This is a genomic window from Rhodococcus sp. IEGM 1406 (assembly GCF_030056745.1).
Taxonomy (GTDB): domain Bacteria; phylum Actinomycetota; class Actinomycetes; order Mycobacteriales; family Mycobacteriaceae; genus Rhodococcus_F; species Rhodococcus_F erythropolis.
The window spans coordinates 356,779-373,420 of record NZ_JASHKO010000005.1 but is presented as its reverse complement, the minus strand read 5'-3'; the positions used below and the strand labels follow the sequence as shown (position 1 = coordinate 373,420).

The following is a 16,642-nucleotide window of genomic DNA, read 5'->3' as shown; positions in this document are numbered from 1 at the left end:
CGCACTAAACCTGGAGCCGCCAGAGCGGGGACACCGGACCATGTCCCGCGCCGAGGTCGTACGACGCCTCGAGACACTTGGTCACCCACTCTTTGCCGAACGCCACCGCGTCCGGAACGGAATAGCCGTGTGCGAGAGCGCAAGTGATCGCAGCAGCCAGCGTGTCTCCGCCGCCGTGATCGTTGCCGGTGTCGATCCGGGCACTGCTGAATTCGAGGAAACGGTCGCCGTCGAACAACAGGTCGGTGGACAACTCCGAAGTACGAAGGTGGCCACCCTTGACGATGGACCATTGAGCGCCGAGCGCATGCAGCGCTTCTGCCGCTTGGCGGGCGCTCTTGTCGTCGACGACCTCGATACCGGTGATCAACCGAACCTCGTCGAGGTTCGGAGTGACCACCGTGGCTGCCGGAATCAAGGTGTTGCGGACCGCGTCGAGAGCTTCTTCGTGCAACAGCGGATCGCCGTGCATCGACGCGCACACCGGGTCGACCACGAGCGGAATCGGACGGTCGCGGCCGATCCCAACCTCGGCGGCAACCGCGGCCACCGCTTCGATGATCGTCGTCGACGCGAGCATTCCCGTCTTCGCCGCACCGACGCCGATGTCCGAGACCACGACGCGCACCTGGTCGGCGACGATCTCCGGCGGAATCTCGTGGAATCCGCTGACTCCCACCGAATTCTGGACCGTCACTGCGGCGACGGCCACGCAGGCGTGCACTCCGCACATCGCCATCGTGCGGGAATCGGCTTGAATGCCGGCTCCGCCACCGGAGTCGGTTCCGGCGATGGTCAATGCCCGAATCGGGGTCTGTCCGGCGGGGGTCAGGGGCAGCAGCTTCACGACGACGAGCCTACCGACCGGACCTGGGGAAACGGCAGCTCGGTCCGGATAGACTCGGTTTCCGGGATTTCCGCTTCCAGGATTTCCGCGTACTGACGTACGTCCGCCGAGATCCGCATCGAGCAGAACTTCGGCCCGCACATCGAGCAGAAATGTGCGGTCTTGGCGGGCTCGGCCGGTAGTGTCTCGTCGTGGAACTCCCTGGCGGTGTCCGGGTCGAGTGACAAAGCGAACTGGTCCAACCAGCGAAATTCGAAGCGCGCCTTGGACAGTGCGTCGTCGCGGGCCTGTGCATTCGGGTGCCCTTTTGCCAGGTCTGCTGCATGGGCAGCGATCTTGTAGGTGATCACACCGGTTTTCACGTCGTCTCGGTTGGGCAGGCCGAGGTGTTCCTTGGGTGTGACGTAACAGAGCATCGCCGTTCCCGCCCGTGCGATCATCGCCGCACCGATGGCGGAGGTGATGTGGTCGTACGCCGGCGCGATATCGGTAGCGAGCGGTCCGAGGGTGTAGAACGGTGCCTCGTCGCAGAGCTCTTGTTCCAGGCGGACGTTTTCCTCGATCTTGTCCATGGGAACGTGTCCGGGGCCCTCGATCATGACCTGGACTCCTGCGGATTTCGCAATCTGCGTGAGTTCTCCCAGAGTGCGAAGCTCCGCGAATTGGGCGGCGTCGTTGGCGTCGGCGATCGATCCCGGTCGAAGCCCGTCACCGAGGGAGAACGTGACGTCGTATCGGCGCAAGATCTCGCACAGTTCGTCGAAGTGGGTGTAGAGGAACGATTCCTGCCTGTGGTGCATGCACCACGCGGCCATGATCGCGCCGCCGCGCGAGACGATTCCCGTGACGCGACCAGCAGTCAGAGCGATGTAACCGATTCTTACACCGGCATGCACGGTCATGTAGTCGACGCCCTGCTCGCACTGCTCGATTACCGTGTCGCGGTAGATTTCCCATGTCAGAGCGGTGGGATCTCCGTTGACTTTCTCGAGTGCCTGGTAGATCGGTACCGTGCCGACCGGTACGGGTGAGTTGCGGAGAATCCATTCACGGGTCAGGTGGATGTCCTTGCCGGTGGACAGGTCCATGATGGTGTCGGCGCCCCAGCGGATCGCCCACACCATCTTTTCGACTTCCTCTGCAACAGAGGAGGTTACGGCCGAGTTCCCGATATTCGCGTTGATCTTGACGGCGAACTTCTTGCCGATGATCATCGGCTCCAGCTCGCCGTGGCGATGGTTCGCGGGAATTACCGCCCGCCCGCGAGCCACCTCGGAACGCACCAGTTCGGCTGAAACGCCCTCGCGTGCAGCGCAATAGCGCATCTCCGGGGTGATCACACCGTCTCGGGCGCATTCCAATTGCGTCCGATTGCTTTCCGGGCGTTCCCAGGTGTCCCTGGTCGTCGGGAGCCCTGCATCGAGGTCGATGTCGGCGTCCGTGTCGGTGTAAGGACCTGACGTGTCGTACAGGTCCAGATGCTCACCATTGGTGAGAGTGACGCGTCGAAGTGGGATCCGGAGAGAATCCGATTCGACGTAATGCTTGCTACTGCCCTCGATCGGGCCGGTTGTCACAGCGGTGTGGACAGTCGCGTGAACAGCCGTACGGACAGACTTCTCCTGCATGGTGCGCTCCCTACGCCGGCATTATCCGGTCAGGTTCATCCGGTCGACGGCCCTAGCCGTCCTCTCAGCCCGCTGGTGCGAGCCCCCGTGGTGGTTGTATGAAATTTGTGCCCGCTGTCACAGCGGCACCGGGCGACTCTATCTCAACCCCGAAAAAGCGTTTCACTGCGATTGCGGTGGAGTCGTTCGCGGTGCAAAAATTGGTCGAACCCGGGACAGCGTCGTCGGTAGCTGATTCTATGAGTGGCATGGATCACAGTTATGGAGAGCGTGCGAACGCAGCAGTCGCAGATCGCGCAGTTGCAGATCGTGCCGTGGAGGTCGCCGCAATGAACGACATCGAAAACTCGAGAACCGGAACCTCACCGGAAGTCACGCTCGTGGACAATCCGTCGCACGAACGATTCGAACTGCTCTCCGACGACGAGTTGGTCGGCATCCTCGGATACCGCGACGAGGACGAGATTTCGGGGAGCGGAGCCGAAGCGGGCGACGTGGTTGCGTACATGCATACCGTCGTCAAGGAGGAGTACGGCGGGCAGGGACTGGCAGCCGTACTCGTGCAGTTCGCGATGGACTGCGCCCGTGAACGTGAATGGTCGGTGCGGCCTGTGTGCACCTATGTTCAGCGGTACCTCGGCGAGCATCCCGAGTATCTGGAACTGCTCGTCGAGGACTAGCCGCCGGAGGTTGCAAACAGACGATCAGGCTCCGAGCTTTACAACTACCCGAGATTCACGATCACCGGAGCGTGATCGCTGGCGCCCTTGCCTTTTCGCTCGTTTCGATCGATCTCGGCCGCCTCGACGCGCGCTGCGAATGCCGGAGAGCCGAGGATGAAGTCGATTCGCATGCCCTGCTTCTTCGGGAAGCGAAGCTGCGTGTAGTCCCAGTACGTGTACACACCGGGGCCGGGGGTGTACGGGCGAACGACGTCCGCGAACCCGGACTCGGTGAAGGCGGTGAACGCAGCTCGTTCCGGCTCCGACGTGTGGGTCTTGCCCTCGAAGAAAGCGGGATCCCACACGTCGTCGTCCGTAGGAGCGACGTTCCAGTCACCGACCAGGGCGATCTGCGCGTCGGGATCCTGCTTGAGCCAGCCCTCCGCGTCGTCGCGCAGCTTGGCCAGCCAATCCAGCTTGTAGGCGTAATGCGGGTCTTCCAGCTCACGGCCGTTGGGGACGTACAGGCTCCACACCCGCACACCGCCGCAGGTGGCACCGATCGCACGGGCCTCACGGACCGGGTCTGCCTCGGGATCCTTGTCGAACCCGGGCTGATCCTCGAAGCCGATCTGCACGTCGTCCAGGCCGACGCGCGAAGCGATGGCGACACCGTTCCACTGGCTCAACCCGACGTGGGCGACCTCGTAGCCGATTTCCTTGAAGCGTTCGTACGGAAACTGCTCGTCCTTGCACTTGGTTTCCTGCATTGCCAGGACGTCGACGTCGGATCGACCGAGCCAGTCGATGATCCTGTCGGTACGGGCACGGACGGAGTTGACGTTCCAAGTAGCGATGCGCACGAGGGCAAGCCTAGCGTCAGCCGCCGACAGGATCGGTGGCGTATCGGTAGCGGTGGTGTTCGACGAATCCGAGCCGCTCGTAGAGCGCGATCGCCGCGGAGTTCTCCGCCGAAACCTGGAGGTACGCGTGCGTCGCACCGTTCTGACGACCCCAGGAGAGTAGATCTCCGCAGATCAGCGACCCGATTCCGTGACGACGGTGTTCAGGGGCGACGTGAATGCCGGTCAGTCCTACCCAGCGCTTGCCATCGGGCGCCTCGGTGAGCGCAGCGCGCCCGATGGCAAGCGTCGTGTCGGTGTTTCCGATCGCGCCGAAAGTTGCACTGCCCACGACAGCCGTGAGGACCGCCTCGACGTACGCCGGATCTCCGTGGGCGTCGTACGTCGACAGCCAGTTGTGGTCGGGGCGGTCGGCGAACGAGGTGACCGGAGGACCGAGCGGCAGCGTGACATTGCCCAGATCGGCGGCCATCACGATGGTTTCCTTCTCGCTGGTCCACCCGTCCGGAGCGGTGCCGAGTCGATCGGGGAGGAGCAGCAGGGTCGGCAGGCCGCGGTCACCGAACCACTGGCGTATCCGTTCGAAAGTGCTCGCGTCGAAGCCGGCAACCGTCCCCGCACCACCGAGCGGCAAAGCCGAATTGGCGCGGCCGGTGAAACCGTGACCGGCGCGCAGCAACCAACCGTCGATCCACGCCTGCTCGACCCCCGGCCACGCCGCAGCAGCAGCCGTTTCGAGGTTTCGAATCTCGCCGATGCGAATCGGGCGGGCCGAGAGAGTCTTGAGTGCGATCACCTGATCGGCGGAGACCTGGACCAGCCGACCGTCGCCGCTGCGGACGGCGATGGGATCGGCGCCCTCGAGGATGCCGATGACGTCGGTCATGGGATGCGAATAGCCGGGTGGGAGCTTGTATCGCAAAACCACCCGGCTACCGATCGAAATGTTGCCGTTCAGAGCGGAATTCTCAGTCTTCGTAATCGTCGTCGTCGTGACCGAACGGATCGTCGACGGTGCCCGGCGTCCAGGTCAGACCGGGCTTGCCCCAACCGGAACGCTTGATGATCTTCTTGGCGGCGCGCGCGTTGCGGCCGATCAGCACGTCCGTGTAGAGGAAACCGTCGAGATGCCCGGTCTCGTGCTGGAGCATCCGTGCGAAGAATCCGGTGCCCTCGACCTCGATCGGGTTGCCGTCGGCGTCGGTGCCGGTGACCTTCGCCCAATCGGCGCGGCCCGTCGGGAACTGCTCGCCGGGAACGGAAAGGCAACCCTCGAAGTCTTCTTCCGGGTCGGGCATCGTCTGGGGGATTTCGGACGTCTCGAGTACCGGGTTCACGACGACGCCGCGACGACGCTCGCTGCTGCGGTCGTCACCGGGGCAGTCGTAGACGAAGACTCGGAGTGAAACGCCGACCTGATTGGCCGCCAGACCGACGCCGTTGGCGGCGTCCATCGTCTCGTACATGTCTGCGATCAGTTCGGCGATCTCGGCCGGAGACTGAGTGACCGGCTCTGTCGCCTTGTGCAGTACCGGGTCGCCGACGATTCGGATGGGGAGGATAGCCATGCGGACAAGGATAGTGCGGCGCGCCCGCGCAGTTATCACGGCCCGCACACTCGATCATGGTTCAATGGTTGCTGAAGAACAGCGATGTAATTCGTTGCTCGGTCGGAACGTGGGCCGCGGGGGAAATTGTGAGTTACCTTCGGGCCAGGGGACCGGGAAACTCACGGCCGCGAGAATATCGGTCGGAAAAGAACACCGGGCATACGAGTCTCGCTGACGCCGAGCACAGCAGTCGAGGAGTGACATGGACGGCGCAACCGCGCGTAGTCGGAACCAGTCCGAAGGCACTGGCGCCGACGATTCGGTAGTAGATACAGCAGGCATGCACGAGGTGGGCGAAGACGGCCTCACCCGCCGGGAGCACGACATCCTCTCCTTCGAGCGCCAGTGGTGGAAGTACGCCGGTGCGAAGGAAGAAGCCATCAAGGAGTTGTTCGACATGTCGGCAACCCGCTACTACCAGGTTCTCAATGCCTTGGTCGATCGCCCCGAATCCTTGGCGGCTGATCCCATGCTGGTCAAGCGCCTGCGTCGTCTGCGTGCCAGCCGTCAGAAGGCCAGGGCCGCCCGTCGCCTCGGCTTCGAGGTCACCTGAATCACGTGTACATATGATCGGGCTGTCCACACACTGGCGATAAGGTCGACATCGTGAGTACCCCGAAAGAGCAGCCGTCCGGACCTCCGCTTCGCGCAATCGCCATGGTGTTGATCGCGTTGGCGATCGTGTTCATCGGTCTCGGAGCAGCCTCACTGGGTGGATCGAGCGACGGTGGATCGGGCGACGAGAACACCGCAGCAGAGCAGACCGAATCCTCGGCGTCTGCCACGACGAGCGCCACCGCACCGGCATCTGCCACTTCCAAGCCGGCAGCGACGACGCAACCCGCTTCGGGCGATACCACCACTACGTCGCGTCCCTCGGGAACTGCGACGACCACGACTTCCAGCTCCGCGAGCGGCGTCGACACGTCGAATATCAGCGTTCGAGTTCTCAACAACAGCACCGTCTCCGGTCTGGCAGCAGGCACTGCCGAGGAATTGACGGCTGCAGGTTGGAACGTCGAGGAGACGGGTAACTACAGCGAGGGCACCGTCAGTACGACGACGGTGTACTACGGATCGTCCGCGGCGGAGAAGGCAGCGGCGCAGAAGATCGCAGCTGAACTCGGAGTCACCGCAGAACCTCGATTCGCCGGCATCGCGAACGCGTCACCTGGCGTGATCGTGATCGTGACCTCCAACTGACCGGTCGTGAAGGTGGAACTGACCCGTCGGTTCCAGCTACTACACGCGCCGTTATGATCAGAAGCACTTTCTCGCCACCTCAAAGGAGCGGTTCGATGGCCCCCAGCAGCACCCGGCGTATGTCCTGGCGCGTCGTTGCCCCTGTAGTCGCGATTGCCGCTTTCGGCTTGACCGCTTGCAGTAACAGCGAAGAGCCCAGCAGCGTCCCCGGCACGACTCCTCCGGTGTGGACCGGTGCAGCCGATCCCAGCGCGCACGAAAGCGCGGGCGGCCACGGTTCCGAGACGGCTCACGCCGGCGCTTCTGCCGAGACTGTCACCGCAACGCTGAACGGCACCGACGGCGCCAAGGTCGGAACGGTCACGTTCGCGCAGGAAGGTAGCGACGTCAAGGTCACCCTCGACGCCAAGGGCCTGACCCCCGGCTTCCACGGATTCCACGTTCACCAGGTCGCCAAGTGCGAGACCAATTCCGTAGCCCCCAGCGGCGGAGAGCCGGGTAACTTCCTCTCGGCAGGCGGACACTTCCAGGCCGAGGGGCACTCGGGCCACCCGGCGAGCGGTGACCTCACTTCGGTTCAGGTCCTCGAAGACGGCACCGCCACGCTGGTCACCACGACCGACGCGTTCACCGTCGACGAACTGGTCGCAAACGGTGGAACATCCGTCATGATCCATGCCGGTGCGGACAACTTCGGCAACATCCCGACGCGTTACGCGCCGGCACCGGATCAGCAGACGCTCGACACCGGTGACGCCGGCGGACGCGTCGCTTGCGGTGTCATCACCAAGAGCTGACAAACTCACCTGAGTTTTGCATCACTTCCGGCGACTACCACGCAGTAGCCAGCACGGTGTTTTTACCGACACTGTGATTGGATTCTCTGCGTGGTAGTTCCATTTCCAGGTTCGCCGCGCCCGACGCTGGGCGTGGAGTGGGAGATCGCGCTGGTCGATCGCAAGACCAGAGATCTCTCCAACACAGCAGCCGAGGTGTTTTCGGCGGTCGAAGAGCTTGCCGGCTCGGAAACCCCGCACATCACCAAGGAACTACTGCGAAATACCGTCGAACTCGTCACGGGTATTCACTCGACGGTCGGCGAGGCGATGAGTGATCTCGACAGGTCACTGGATCTGCTTCGCCGCGCTGCGAATCCGCTCGGCGTCGACCTCATCAGCGCGGGCACGCACCCGTTCGCGCAATGGTCGACGCAGCTGGTCACCCGGACACCCGACTACGACGAACTCATCGAACGCACGCAGTGGTGGGGTCGGCAGATGCTGATCTGGGGCGTGCACGTTCACGTGGGTGTCTCGTCCGCGGATCGCGTTTTCCCGATCATCAACGCACTGCTGCAGCGCTATCCGCACCTGTTGGCGCTGTCGGCGTCCTCGCCGATGTGGGCCGGTGTGGACACCGGCTATGCGTCCAATCGCGCGTTGATGTTCCAGCAGCTGCCAACCGCCGGCCTTCCGTACCAGTTCGAGAACTGGGCCGAATACGAGTCGTTCATCGACGACCAGATGAAGACCGGTGTGATCACCAAGATCGGCGGCATGCACTGGGACATCCGTCCCGCGCCGAAGTGGGGAACCATCGAGGTCCGGGTGTTCGACGGCGTCTCGACACGCGCTGAACTGGGTGCTCTCGTTGCTCTGGTCCACTGCCTCATCGTCGATCTGGACCGCAGACTGAGTGCCGGTGAGACTCTGCCGAACATGCAGCCGTGGCACGTCAAGGAAAACAAGTGGCGCGCAGCGAGATACGGACTGGACGCCGAGATCATCCTCGACTCCGACGCAAACGAGTGCCTCGTCACTGACGATCTGGATCGCCTGCTCGACGACTTGGCGCCGATTGCGGTCTCACTCGGCTGCGCGGACGAGTTGGCGTCGGTGGCGGACATTCCCCGTCGCGGTGCCTCCTACCAGCGTCAACGCCGTGTCTCGGAAGCGACGGGCGGCGATCTGGTTGCGGTAGTCGACGCATTGGTCGCGGAGTTGGGTACTTAGAGCACTCCGTGTTGCCCATGGTTTCGTAGGGTCGAAATACGGGCATACAGACCGATTGTCCAGTCTGCGTCCATATTCGGTTCACACGGCGTTTACTATTGTCCGGTGTTGATAGACAGTTGGTCCCAACGAGGGGGCGTACCCGGACAGTCGGATCGTTCGTGGTCGAGTTCTCATCGACTCCTTCTGATCGGCACAGCAGCATTGACCGTGCTGGTCCTGGGTGTGCAGGCGTTCGCGTCGTACAAGGGCTATCTCGGTCCGGTGGAAAGCCTGTTCGGTGACTACTTCCTCGTTCCTCGCTCGGCGACCATGCCCTGGGTGGGTCTCGCTCTCGCGCTGGTTGGACTGAACAACAAAGAACGCATCTACGCGGTATCCGCGGCAGTCGTGATCGACGTGGTCGTCGGGGCAATTCGCTGGTTCTCGGGTGGGCCGCTGACTATGGGCACCGGCGGCACCTGGGTACTGACGGCCATCGCGGTGTACGCGGTGTGGAAGTTGTCCGGCGAGCGTCGACTCAGCGTTCTGCACGGCGTCGCTCTCGGCGCGTTGCTCATCATCGCGGCCAAGGTTGCCGAGACGTGGCTGGAGATCACCATTCTCGTCGGCACCGACGTGTGGGACGAGTACGTGTTCCTCGCCGACCAGGCTCTCGGGAATCCGTCGTGGGTGATGGGCCAGATCGTCGACGCCATGGGCCCCGTCGGTGCAGCAGCCCTCGACTGGATCTACGTCGAACTGCCGGTCGCGGTGATCGTGGTTGCTCTCTATCAAGTACGTAAGGGATGGCCGTCGCATCACCTGCTGCGCACGTTCCTGCTCATCGGGCTGATCGGCCCGATCTTCTACGTCCTGTTCCCGGTGGTCGGCCCGGTGTTCGCCTTCGGTCCGCGTGGGTTCGGATTCCAGATCGGTGACTACTGGCCGAACATCGTGCCCAACTTCGACTTCGCATCACCGTCGTCGCTGCCGTTCGACGACGCCGCACCGCGAAACTGCATGCCGAGCCTGCACACCGCGTGGGCGGTCGCATTGTTCATCCACTCGCGCAGCGGACCGTGGTGGATTCGCAGCCTGGGATCGTTCTGGCTCGTTGCGACCCTGACCGCGACGCTCGGCTTCGGATTCCACTACGGCGTCGACCTCATTGCCGGTGCCGTCCTGTGCTTGACCCTCGATGCGGCGCTACGGGATCCGGAGCGAGGCTGGGGGTGGTTCCGAGTGCGTCTGTTGATCGGTGGCTCGGCACTACTCGCGGGGTTGTTGCTCTCGTACCGGTTCGCTGCGGTGCAGATGGCCGAGTACCCGGCGATCTTCGGGCCGCTGCTGATGGCTGTCCTGGTTCTCATGTCGGTCGCGTACTTCGCCACCTTCTTCGCCCGCCCCGGCACTGCACTTGCGGTGTGGGGCGAGCGCGACGGCGAGTGGGATGCCGCTACAGGAGAGAGTCCGGGTCTTCCAGCTCGTTGATCTTCATGAGGTCGTCCTCTTCGCGCTGTTCGCGGTAGGCGACTCGGCCGACGCTGTGCGCGATCACGGGCGCGGTCAGCAGCGTGAAGATGCCCACCAGGACCAACATCCAGATGTCGACGCTCCCACGAAGCAGGAACACGGCGCCCATCAGCACCAGGATCAGTCCGACCACCTGAGGTTTCGTGGCCGCGTGCATACGACGCAGGGTGTCGGGGAAGCGAACGATTCCCACCGCGGCGGTCAGCGCGAGCAGCGCGCCGAGGAAGATGGAGATGGCCCCGATCGTGTCGAGGATGTTGCCGATCACTGGTCACTCACCCGGAAGCGCGCGACGGACACGGAACCGATGAAGCCGACCAGTGCCAGCGCCACGATCGCGGGAACGATCGTGGTGTCTTTGCTGTACGCGGCCCAGACGGCGAGTCCACACATCGAGACCGCGATGATCGTGTCCAGAGCGACGAGGCGGTCGAGTGAGCTCGGACCGTCGAGCAATCGGAACGTGGTCAGTACGGCGGCGATCAGCAGAATCACTCCGGAAATGATCAAGATGGTGGTGATGAACCCGTTCATGGTTGGTCCTCCTGCCGGGGTGCATCGAATTCGTAGTCGCGCTGGTGCCATGGGCTGGGTTGCCAGTCCGAGTCACGTTCGAACGACGCGATGAACAACCGTTCGAGATCCTCCACCGAGCGGTAGAACGCGCTGACGGCTTTCTGCGATCCGACGTCGAGCACGTGGACGTAGACGATGCGCCGGTTCTGGTCGATCTCGAGAACCATGGTGCCCGGGATCAGGTTCAGTACGTCGATGCACAGCGTGAGAACCAGGTCGGACTTGATCCCGAGTTGGTACCGCAGAACTCCGGTGACCGGCGGCGGCGACGGACGGATCGCCAGCCACGCGACCTGGATACTCGACTGGATCGCGTAGTACACGATCATCCACAGCAGGCGCAGAATCGACAGCAGATGTACCCGACCCTCTACCGGTACGCGAGGGAGGGGAAGCAGGACCATGATGATCAGGCCGACGGCGAGTCCCCCGAAGATGTTGCCGAAACTGATGTTGCCCCACAACAGGATCCATACGACCATCAGCCACAGCAGGATCCCGACGCGGAGTACCTGTTCGCGTTTCATCGCGGAGCCTCCTCGGTGTTCGGGGCGTCGGTGTTCGGGGCGTCGGTACTGGGAGCTACAGCAGGGTCGTCTGCAGCGACGGGAGCTTCGTCGACCGGCACGGGTCGGTGGTTGCCGAGAACCGCGTCGATGTAGATGGACCGGTCTTGCAGATCCTTCGCCGCTCTGTCGCTGATGTCGATGATCCGGCCTGCGAACACCGTCAGTGCCAGGCCGACGATGACGAGTCCGACCGTCGGAATCAGCATGAAGACCGGAATCTTGCCGACGTCCTCGCGGTCGACGAACGCGATGTCCTCTTCGGACTCGTCGATCAGTGCTGACGGGCTGACGTCGGCGAGGTCACCTTCGGGCGCGTCGGCGCGGGCTCGCCAGAAGGCCTTGGTCCACACGCGGGCGACGGCGTAGAGCGTCAGCAAGCTGGTGATCGTGCCGCCGGCGACGAGGATCCAGGCCAGCGCGCTGGCGTCGGCCGCACCGGCCTGCAGGAGCGCGACCTTGCCGATGAAGCCCGAGAACGGCGGGATACCACCGAGATTCAGTGCCGGGATCAGGAAGACGATCGCGAGGATCGGGCTGGCGGCCGCCAGACCGCCGAGTCGGCGCAGCGACGACGACCCGGCTTGTCGTTCGATCAGACCCACGACGAGGAAGAGCGTCGTCTGCACGATGATGTGGTGGGCGACGTAGTAGATCGCGCCGGACAGCCCGGACGTCGTGGACAGTGCGATACCGAAGATCATGTAGCCGATATGGCTGACCAGTGTGAACGAGAGCAGACGTTTGATGTCGCTCTGCGCGATGGCACCCATGATGCCGACCACCATCGTGAGCAGACCGCACACCATCAGTACGTTGTCGAGTTCTCCTTGCGGGAACAGCAACGAGTGCGCGCGGATGATCGCGTACACACCGACCTTGGTGAGCAACCCGGCGAAGACGGCGGTGATCGGTGCGGGCGCGGTCGGATACGAGTCCGGTAGCCACGCCGACAGCGGGAAGACCGCAGCCTTGATGCCGAACGCCACGAGCAGGACAGCGAAGATGGCGGTTCGTGTGCCCGGCGGAATGTTGTCGAAGCGCAGGGCCATGTCGGCCATGTTGAGGGTGCCGGTCGCCGCATAGGCGAAGGCGATGCCCGCCAGGAAGATCAGCGAAGACACCATCGAGACCATCACGTACGAGACACCGGCCCGAACGCGGTCGGCGCTGGCACCGAGCGTCAGGAGCACGAAACTCGCGGCGAGCAGAACCTCGAATCCGACGTACAGGTTGAAGAGGTCACCGGCGAGGAACGCGTTGGAGATACCGGCGGTCAATGCGAGATAGGTCGGCAGGAAGATCGAGACCGGCTGGGCCTCGCTGCCGTCGCGAATACCCTGACCGATCGCGTAGATCATGACGGCGAGCAACACCACCGACGAGACCACGAGCATCATCGCCGAGAGACGGTCGACGACGAGTGTGATGCCGATGGGGGAGTCCCAGCCGCCGACCTGAACGGCCGTCGTACCGTCGCGGTCGGCGAGGTAGAGCAGCAAGCCAGACACCGCGACGACGCCGATGAGCGCGATCAGTGTGATGACACGCTGGAAACGCGGACGTCGGCCGACAACCAGCGTCGCAGCTGCGGCCAGCATCGGGATCAGGACGGGCAGGGGCGCAAGGGCTCCCATCAGGTTGTCCGAGATGGTCATGCGCCGCCACCTCCCTCGATCTTGGTCTGGCGAGCGTCTTTGCGCCGCTTCTCGGATTCCTTCTTACGAGCAAGGTCGGTGGCCCAGTCGGGTACCGGTTCGTCCTCGAAGTCGCCGTCGTGGAGGTCGTCGTAGCATTCGATGTCCTCGAGGTTGACCAGTTGTTCGAGGGGAATAGGGTTTCCGTCCTTGTCGAATGCGTCGCCGCCGATGCTCGGGGCACCGGTGACCGGGTCGTCGGAGCGGTCGTGGTCGGGAGCGTCGGCAGGCAGGCGACGCTTGAGGATCTTGGTGTCTTCGGGATCGTCCTCGACGGCGTCGGCGGTGTTGATCTTGTAAGACCGGTACGCCAGTGCCAGAACGAAGCCGGCGATACCCATCGTGATCACGATGGCCGTCAGGATCATGCCCTGGGCGAGCGGATCCGCTATCTCCTCGTGGACCGAATCTCGGCCGACGATGGGCGGATTCCCGTCCGATCCACCTACGGTCAGGATCAAGAGGTTGATGGCGTTACCGAATAGAAGTAGACCGAGGAGCATCCGGGTGATGCTTCGTTCGATCAGCAGGTAGACACCGGCCGACGTGAGGACGCCGATCAGGATCAGCATTCCGATATTTGCGCTCATGGTGCTTTCACCTCGATTTCTGCGTCGAGGCGGGCGCCGAGACTTCGGAGTACGTCCAGGACCAGGCCGACCACGATGAGGTAGACGCCCAGGTCGAAGAACAGTGCGGTGACCAGTTTGACGTGGCCGATGAGCGGGAGCGTGAACTCGAAGACAGCCGACGAGAGTGCCGGAGCGCCGAGGAACAGCGACACCAGGGCGGTGCCCGCGGCTAGCGCCAAACCGAGGCCGAGAATCTTGCCCGCGTCGATGGGTACGGCTTCACCGAGTTCGTAGCGGCCACCGGCGAGGTAACGCAGCACGAGGGCGAGGCCCGCCGTCAGGCCTCCGGCGAAACCGCCGCCGGGGGCATTGTGACCGGAGAAGAAGAAGTAGATCGACAACACCATGATGGTCGGGAAGATCAACCTCGTGGTGACCTCGAGAACCAGCGAACGGTGTCGAGGATCGATGAGGTCTCCGCCGCGCAACCACGTCGTGTCCGAGTTGGCGGCTGCCTTGTCGACGATGACGGAGGGGGCGTCCGCGACTCGCGGCGCGATACCGAAGCGGCGGTTGCGGAACACGAGGCTGGCGACGCCGGTTGCCGCGACCAGCAGCACCGAGATCTCACCGAGCGTGTCCCATGCGCGGATGTCGACGAGTAGGACGTTGACGACGTTCTTGCCGTTGCCCAGGTCGTAGGCCGCGTCGGGAAGCAGTTCGTAGATCGGACGAGTGTTTCTCGCATTGGTCGCGAAGGCCGCGATGGTGGTGACGGTGATACCGACCGCGACGGCGAGTGCCGCACGCGGCCACTTGAAGCCGATTGCCTTGCTCTCGTCGACCTCTGCGGGGAACTTCCGCAGTACCAGCACGAAGATCACGAGGGTCAAGGTTTCGACGAGGAACTGGGTCAGCGCGAGGTCGGGTGCGCCGTGCAGCGCGAACAACACGCCACAGCCGTAGCCGGTGAGTCCGACGAGGATGACGCTGGCGAGTCGGTTGCGCATCAGCGTCGCGGCGATGGCGGCCGAAATCATCATCAGCGCGATAGTGAACTGGATGGGTGAATCCCACATCCGAAGGTCGACTCCGCCGCCATCGGTGTCGATGATCAGCAGGAACAGTGGCACCACGACCAGCGTCGCAAGAATCGTCGACTGCGTGCGGGGGAGCGAACCACGCTGAGTGGCACCGGTCAGGCGCATCGAGATGGTGTCCATGCCGCGCAGGGTCGCGTCGTAGATACGGTCGGCGTTGCCGAGCGGCGGGTGCTCGAAATGCAGGCGGCTGATCTGACGCTGCGCGATGTAGAGCGCGATGCCGCCGGCGATGACGATGCAGGTGAGCAGCAGCGGAGTGTTGAATCCATGCCACAGCGCGAGGTGGTAGTCGGCGTGAGGTCCGGGGGCCAGCGTGGTCGAGTACGGCGTCAGCAGCTTCTCGAGTTGGGGCGAGAGAATGCCGGCGGCCAGACCGAGAACCGCGAGTAGGCCGGGCGCGAACAGGAACAGCCAACCCGGCTTGTGCATCTTGCTCACGGCCGGACTCGGCTTGCTCAAGGTCTTGCGTCCGAAGGCTCCCCAGATGAACCGGACGCTGTAGCCGACGGTCAGGATCGAGCCCAACACGATCACCGTGACGACGGCGATCGACGACCAGTGGCCGAGCGCGTTCGTTTCGAGAACTGATTCGAGTGCGGCTTCCTTGCCGACGAATCCGAGTAGCGGTGGTAGACCGGCCATGCTGGCGGCAGCGAGGCTCGCGATGATCGCGAGAGCGGGTGCCGCTTTACCCAGGTGAGCAAGTTTGCGCAGGTCACGGGTGCCGGTGGTGTGATCGATGATGCCAACGACCATGAAGAGTGCGGCCTTGAACATCGCGTGCGCCACGACCATCGTCATGCCGGCCAGGGCGGCGTCACGCGTGCCTATGCCGACCAGGACCATCATGAAGCCGAGTTGGCTGACGGTTCCGAAGGCGAGGACGAGTTTGAGGTCGTACGCGCGCATGGCTCGCCAACCGGCGAGGATCATCGACAGCAGACCCAAACTGATGATGGTGATGCGCCACGGCGGCGAATCGGCGTACCCGGGAGCCAGGCGCGCGACGAGGTAGATACCGGCCTTGACCATTGCGGCCGCGTGAAGATAACCGCTGACTGGGGTGGGCGCGGCCATCGCACCTGGCAGCCAGAAGTGCAGGGGCACGATTGCCGATTTGGAGAGCGCACCGATCAGGATCAAGACGATCGCGACGGACGGGAGCCATCCCGTCGGCGGGTTCGCGACCAGTTCGGACAGGTTGTAGCTGCCGCCGACCTGGCCGAGGATGATCATACCGACCAACATCGCCAGACCACCGGCGGTGGTGACCAGCAGTGCCTGGGTCGCGGCGCGGCGGCTGGTGGCGCGTTCGGCGTAGTGACCCACGAGCAGGAACGACAAGACGGTCGTCAGTTCCCAGAACACGTAGAGAAGCAGCATGTTGTCGCTGGTCACGAGTCCGAACATGGCACCCGCGAAGGCGACCATCTCGGCGGCGAAGATGCCGAGTCGAGGTTCGTCGTCGTTGAAGTAGCGGGCGCAGTAGATCAGGATCAGCGTGCCGACGCCCAGGACGAGCACGGCCATGATGGCGGAAAGCGCGTCGAACCTGAAGTCGATGTCCATCGACAGGCCGGGAACCCAGGTGATGTGCAGCGTCTCGACGGTGCCCCATTTGTCGATGACCCAGCCGAGGCTGGCGAGGGGGACTATCGCGAGGGGGAAGAAGCCGTTTCGCCCTAACCTGCGCACCACAAGCGGAGCCAAGAGGGCGGCAACGGCATGGGCAAGCAAGATAGCGAGCAAAAGGCACTCCGTCGTGTTGTCAGCGGGCGGCGGGGTGTC

17 protein-coding genes are annotated in these 16,642 nt (G+C 63.6%); 6 read left to right on the top strand and 11 right to left on the bottom strand.

The genetic code is table 11. The annotated features are described in order from the left end of the window. Window positions 1–4: 4 nt before the first annotated feature. Together thiD and thiC are read right to left on the bottom strand one after the other, a co-directional pair. Window positions 5–847: a bifunctional hydroxymethylpyrimidine kinase/phosphomethylpyrimidine kinase gene (gene thiD / locus QM596_RS23750; RefSeq protein WP_003945044.1), complete on the bottom strand. Its 843-nt coding sequence runs from the start codon at window positions 845–847 to the stop codon at window positions 5–7. Then, window positions 844–2,475, bottom strand: a complete 1,632-nt coding sequence (thiC, locus tag QM596_RS23745; protein ID WP_283310040.1) for a phosphomethylpyrimidine synthase ThiC — start codon at window positions 2,473–2,475, stop codon at window positions 844–846. The genes thiD and thiC overlap by 4 nt, the downstream gene beginning before the upstream one ends. Window positions 2,476–2,723: 248 nt before the next feature. Between thiC and QM596_RS23740 the strand changes: the two genes are divergently transcribed. Further along, window positions 2,724–3,155 (top strand): GNAT family N-acetyltransferase, encoded by a 432-nt coding sequence (locus tag QM596_RS23740; protein ID WP_223257849.1) that lies wholly within the window; start codon window positions 2,724–2,726, stop codon window positions 3,153–3,155. 44 nt (window positions 3,156–3,199) lie between these two features. Here the strand turns inward: QM596_RS23740 and QM596_RS23735 are convergent, their stop codons facing one another. From QM596_RS23735 to QM596_RS23725, 3 genes are read right to left on the bottom strand one after another with little or no spacing between them, the layout of a single operon-like run. Beyond that, entirely contained in the window at window positions 3,200–4,000 is an 801-nt protein-coding gene (locus QM596_RS23735) for an exodeoxyribonuclease III (RefSeq protein WP_003945060.1), read from the bottom strand. A gap of 16 nt (window positions 4,001–4,016) precedes the next feature. Continuing rightward, window positions 4,017–4,958, bottom strand: a complete 942-nt coding sequence (locus tag QM596_RS23730; RefSeq protein ID WP_420803294.1) for an N-acetylglutamate synthase, CG3035 family — start codon at window positions 4,956–4,958, stop codon at window positions 4,017–4,019. 10 nt (window positions 4,959–4,968) lie between these two features. Further along, complete coding sequence (locus QM596_RS23725) at window positions 4,969–5,568, bottom strand: peptide deformylase (protein WP_019744501.1); 600 nt, start codon at window positions 5,566–5,568, stop codon at window positions 4,969–4,971. A gap of 244 nt (window positions 5,569–5,812) precedes the next feature. Between QM596_RS23725 and napA the strand changes: the two genes are divergently transcribed. The 5 genes from napA (at window position 5,813) to QM596_RS23700 (ending at window position 10,298) form a co-directional block, all read left to right on the top strand. Beyond that, on the top strand, window positions 5,813–6,163 hold the full coding sequence (gene napA / locus QM596_RS23720; protein WP_007730120.1) for a nucleoid-associated protein NapA: 351 nt from the start codon (window positions 5,813–5,815) through the stop codon (window positions 6,161–6,163). A 53-nt stretch (window positions 6,164–6,216) separates the two neighbouring features. Further along, entirely contained in the window at window positions 6,217–6,813 is a 597-nt protein-coding gene (locus QM596_RS23715) for a LytR C-terminal domain-containing protein (protein WP_021333972.1), read from the top strand. Between the two features lie 95 nt (window positions 6,814–6,908). Beyond that, a complete protein-coding gene (gene sodC / locus QM596_RS23710; protein ID WP_020906693.1) occupies window positions 6,909–7,610 on the top strand; it encodes a superoxide dismutase[Cu-Zn] in 702 nt (233 codons plus the stop codon). Between the two features lie 90 nt (window positions 7,611–7,700). Further along, the gene (locus QM596_RS23705; protein WP_283310036.1) at window positions 7,701–8,825 is read left to right on the top strand and encodes a glutamate--cysteine ligase; all 1,125 of its coding nucleotides are present in this window, start codon (window positions 7,701–7,703) and stop codon (window positions 8,823–8,825) included. A 105-nt stretch (window positions 8,826–8,930) separates the two neighbouring features. Then, the gene (locus tag QM596_RS23700; RefSeq protein WP_021333973.1) at window positions 8,931–10,298 is read left to right on the top strand and encodes a phosphatase PAP2 family protein; all 1,368 of its coding nucleotides are present in this window, start codon (window positions 8,931–8,933) and stop codon (window positions 10,296–10,298) included. Here QM596_RS23700 and mnhG read toward each other — a convergent pair. From mnhG to QM596_RS23670, 6 genes are read right to left on the bottom strand one after another with little or no spacing between them, the layout of a single operon-like run. Continuing rightward, window positions 10,264–10,608: a monovalent cation/H(+) antiporter subunit G gene (gene mnhG, locus QM596_RS23695; protein ID WP_003945045.1), complete on the bottom strand. Its 345-nt coding sequence runs from the start codon at window positions 10,606–10,608 to the stop codon at window positions 10,264–10,266. The genes QM596_RS23700 and mnhG overlap by 35 nt on opposite strands. Beyond that, window positions 10,605–10,874: a monovalent cation/H+ antiporter complex subunit F gene (locus QM596_RS23690; protein ID WP_003945061.1), complete on the bottom strand. Its 270-nt coding sequence runs from the start codon at window positions 10,872–10,874 to the stop codon at window positions 10,605–10,607. The genes mnhG and QM596_RS23690 overlap by 4 nt, the downstream gene beginning before the upstream one ends. Continuing rightward, entirely contained in the window at window positions 10,871–11,443 is a 573-nt protein-coding gene (locus tag QM596_RS23685) for a Na+/H+ antiporter subunit E (RefSeq protein WP_003945063.1), read from the bottom strand. Before QM596_RS23685 ends, QM596_RS23690 begins: the two co-directional genes overlap by 4 nt. Beyond that, window positions 11,440–13,140 carry a Na+/H+ antiporter subunit D gene (locus QM596_RS23680; RefSeq protein WP_029254784.1) on the bottom strand — a complete coding sequence of 567 codons (1,701 nt, stop codon included), beginning with the start codon at window positions 13,138–13,140 and terminating at the stop codon, window positions 11,440–11,442. Before QM596_RS23680 ends, QM596_RS23685 begins: the two co-directional genes overlap by 4 nt. Beyond that, the gene (locus QM596_RS23675; protein WP_019744495.1) at window positions 13,137–13,769 is read right to left on the bottom strand and encodes a Na(+)/H(+) antiporter subunit C; all 633 of its coding nucleotides are present in this window, start codon (window positions 13,767–13,769) and stop codon (window positions 13,137–13,139) included. Before QM596_RS23675 ends, QM596_RS23680 begins: the two co-directional genes overlap by 4 nt. After that, on the bottom strand, window positions 13,766–16,603 hold the full coding sequence (locus QM596_RS23670) for a Na+/H+ antiporter subunit A (protein WP_019744494.1): 2,838 nt from the start codon (window positions 16,601–16,603) through the stop codon (window positions 13,766–13,768). The genes QM596_RS23675 and QM596_RS23670 overlap by 4 nt, the downstream gene beginning before the upstream one ends. Window positions 16,604–16,642 lie beyond the last annotated feature (39 nt).